4 protein-coding genes and 1 pseudogene are annotated in these 3,321 nt (G+C 64.3%); 3 read left to right on the plus strand and 2 right to left on the minus strand.

Features of this window, described 5'->3' with window-relative positions:
* The first annotated feature begins 10 nt into the window (after positions 1-10).
* On the plus strand, positions 11-298 hold the full coding sequence (locus ON40_RS50375; protein ID WP_281033088.1) for a hypothetical protein: 288 nt from the start codon (positions 11-13) through the stop codon (positions 296-298).
* Positions 292-1,272 (plus strand): annotated as a pseudogene (locus ON40_RS34575) (IS256 family transposase); the annotation flags it as partial. The gene ON40_RS50375 and the pseudogene ON40_RS34575, both read left to right, overlap by 7 nt.
* Positions 1,273-1,297: 25 nt before the next feature.
* On the opposite strand, the gene ON40_RS34580 reads toward ON40_RS34575, so the two are convergent.
* Positions 1,298-1,900 carry a TetR/AcrR family transcriptional regulator gene (locus tag ON40_RS34580; protein ID WP_040829468.1) on the minus strand — a complete coding sequence of 201 codons (603 nt, stop codon included), beginning with the start codon at positions 1,898-1,900 and terminating at the stop codon, positions 1,298-1,300.
* An 86-nt stretch (positions 1,901-1,986) separates the two neighbouring features.
* Here ON40_RS34580 and ON40_RS34585 point away from each other — a divergent pair, with 86 nt between their 5' ends.
* Positions 1,987-2,322 (plus strand): hypothetical protein, encoded by a 336-nt coding sequence (locus ON40_RS34585; protein ID WP_040829469.1) that lies wholly within the window; start codon positions 1,987-1,989, stop codon positions 2,320-2,322.
* 446 nt (positions 2,323-2,768) lie between these two features.
* Here the strand turns inward: ON40_RS34585 and ON40_RS34590 are convergent, their stop codons facing one another.
* On the minus strand, positions 2,769-3,032 hold the full coding sequence (locus ON40_RS34590) for a hypothetical protein (protein ID WP_040829470.1): 264 nt from the start codon (positions 3,030-3,032) through the stop codon (positions 2,769-2,771).
* Between the last annotated feature and the right edge of the window lie 289 nt (positions 3,033-3,321).

Below are 3,321 nucleotides of genomic sequence, written 5' to 3' on the forward strand. Positions count from 1 at the left end.
AAGACTCGTCATCAAGCAGCCCGGGGCCCAAATGACCCTCGGGGTAGGTACAACGGCACTGCCCCTGGGCTCGGCAAGCAGCGGTCCGCCGCTCCCGGCGTACTCAGTCCTCCTCAATGATGTTCTGATTGGTGACCGCTCACTCTTCACTCGACCGGATGGACTCGAGCACGTGTGGACGGTGGCCGATGGCATCCTGCGGAACAAACCGGAGCCAATTCCGTACGCACGGGGTACGTGGGGCCCACGTGAAGCTGTGGAGTTGGCGCGTCCGCACGCTTGGGTCTTACCGCGTTGAAGGCCGAGGTCGCCGCCTATATCGCCCAGTTCGCCGACCAACTCGACGAGAACGGTCACCGCCTGGTGGTTCGCAACGGATACCACGCCGAGCGGGACGTCCTCACCGCGGCGGGCGCGGACAACGGGTTGTCGGCGGCGTCGATCACCCGGCTGACGAGCCAATGGCAGGACGAAGCCGAGGCGTTCGCCGCCCGCGATCTCTCGGGTACCGACTACGTGTACTTGTGGGTCGACGGCATCCACACCAAAGTGCGCCTCGAGCAGGAGAAACTGTGCCTGCTGGTCATGATCGGGGTGCGCGCCGACGGCCGCAAGGAGCTCGTCGCGCTCGCCGATGGCTACCGCGAATCGACCGAATCGTGGGCCGATCTGCTGCGGGGCTGCCGCCGCCGCAGCATGATCGCCCCGGTGCTCGCGGTCGGTGATGGTGCGCTCGGGTTCTGGAAAGCACTGCGGGACGTGTTCCCGGAAACGCGGGAACAGCGCTGCTGGTTCCACAAATCGGCGAATGTGCTTGCCGCACTGCCCAAATCGGCGCATCCCGGCGCGATCGCAGCCATGAAGGACATCTACATGGCCGAGGACATCGACAGAGCCCGACCCCCTGCGAAAGCCTTCGAAATCGACTACGGCGCAAAGTATCCCAAAGCCGTCGCGAAAATCACCGGCGATCTCGACGTACTGCTCGAGTTCTTCGAATACCCGGCCGAGCACTGGATCCACCTACGCACCACCGACCCGATCGAGTCGACATTCGCTTCCGTGCGGCTCCGGATGAAGGTGACCAAAGGTCCGGGCTCGCGGGCGGCAGGAATCGCCATGGCCTACAAGCTGATCGAGGCCGCCCAGAGCCGGTGGCGCGCGGTGAACGCCCCGCACCTGGTCGCGCTCGTCCGCAACGGCGCAGTCTTCCACAAGGGCGAGCTCGTCGAGCGACCGACCTGCCCGTCAACTGAGAAGGAGGCCGCCTGAAAGGCGGCTCCGGCGCAGATTGCCGCTACTCGGTGTTGGAGCCGGTGATCCGGAGAGGAGCAGTCTGCGGTGTGCCATGGACGATGTCATGGAAAGCAGTCCGCAACAGTGCGGTGATTCGTTCCGGCGCAGCGTCGCGCAGGCCGTCCAGTCGGAGCAGGTGACGTCCGATGACTGCGCCGATGGTAAGTGCGCCGATGAGCCCGGCACGCAGGTCCGCGTCGTCAGCAGCCATGTGGTGCGCGGCTTGCTGTTGACGTGCCACCATCGCGGACCGGATTTCGCCGGTGGCGTCAGGATGGGTGAATATGGATCGGATCGCGGCCAGCGCATCGATCGGCTCCTCGGTGAACTTGTGTTCGAGCGCGGCCAGCAACTGTTCTGCGGCTTGTTCGGGTGTGCCTGTGACCTGCTGCTCCCGCTCGAAGCCCGCGGCCTGCGCGAACAGGTTGTCCTTGGACCCGAAGTAGCGCATGACAAGACCCGGATCAATGCCGGCCTCGGCCGCGATCGCGCGGATGGTGGCCCTGTCGTAGCCGACCTCGGCGAACAACTTCTGTGCTGCCACCAGGATCCGGGATTGGGTGCGGTGGCGTTGCTCTGCGCGGCTGGTGTGACGGGAACTCATGCATTCAGTCTACGTTCGTTGACTGGAGTGCGATCGGAATGCTAGTTTCAGTCTACACTCGTTGACTGAATAGAAGGTGATTCGTCGTGTGGCACACGATCCTGCTGTCCGCTCTCGCTGGCCTAATGGGCGCGAATGCCGTCCCGCACTTTGTGAAAGGCATGGTCGGTGAACAGTTTCCGAATGTGTGGGGTAACGACTCATTGCGAAACGCCGTGGCGGGCACACTCGGACTCGCGCTCGCGGTCGCAATCGGCTATTGGGCCGATCTGTCTGCCTATGCAGTTGCCGGAATCACAAGCGTCTTCGCTGGGGCGCTGCTAATGGCCGTATTCCACGGTCTCGGCGGTGCCTATCGCCTCAACTCCGTGTTGGGACTGCCGAATCCGCCCCGCATCACGGCCTCGGGTGCAGGACAGTGATCTCGATGCTGTCGTCGGTCGGCGGTTGGTGAGACCGATCTGCACGAGTTCCCCGGCGACCCCATCCACAGGTCTTGACAATATCTCCGCCGGCACGGCGTCGCGAAGTCAAGAGCCGATTATTTCGTGGTGAAAGCCCGGCTCGGGTGTGTCAAACTGCGTACCGAGACGGTGGCAGTCAACCAAGTGCGGCTGGGGCGATGTGATCCAAGATCCGGCCGGGGCAGAACTGTGGCGCCGCGTCGATAACCTCGGCTACGACTCCCAGGCCCGCGACGACGGAACCGGAGAACTCTGGCAGATATACGCCTTCATCGGCCCCGTGGTCGACCCGGCCGCGCGGTTTCTGTGGAGGCGATAGGCAGCCAGCCGGGTTACGACCGATTGGTCTTCCGCGAGGACGAAACGGTCACGCGCCGAACGAGAACGTGAGCGCCTGCCTGGCGTCAGGCCGGTGAGCCGGACAGTTCCCATGCTTCGATCGGGTCGCGGGAATACCAGTGGCCGGTGCATTCGCGGCTGGCGGCCAGCGCGGCGTAGAACTCGCTGTCGTCGGGCAGCCCGAGGGTGTAGGCGTGCACGACACCGGGCTGGTCGCTGTAGAAGCGGCAGGCGCGCTCGACCGAGCGAGCCGAGCACTCGGCGTGGTACGCGCGGCGGTCAGGAAGTTCTCGATGGCGGTGAATGAAGCAGGAACGGAAGGTTGACAATTCGTGACATACCTTTTGCGCCGAGCTGCGCCACAGCCGATACGCGTCACCGTTGCCGATTCGAGAACCGATGCACGACGACCCCGAACTCGCCCAGGCCTGCAACTTCCTGAACGAGCTACGCCAGCATGCGCACATGCTGATGCGCCGTCGTGAATCCACGCAATCGCCGTCAGAGCCGCCCATCCCGGGCCCCGACGCCGAACTCGCCGCTGTGCGACGTCAGATCGAACAGCTCTACACACGGTTCCCGGCTCTGCGAGCCGATGCTGCGCCACGCCTCATCTAG

Origin of the sequence: Nocardia jiangxiensis NBRC 101359, from assembly GCF_000308615.1 — a bacterium.
GTDB classification, from domain to species: Bacteria; Actinomycetota; Actinomycetes; order Mycobacteriales; family Mycobacteriaceae; genus Nocardia; species Nocardia jiangxiensis.

What these genes read in the sequence shown, in the direction of transcription:
- ON40_RS34580 (WP_040829468.1), bottom strand. Translation starts at nt 1,900, where the DNA reads ATGAGTTCCCGTCACACCAGCCGCGCAGAGCAACGCCACCGCACCCAA.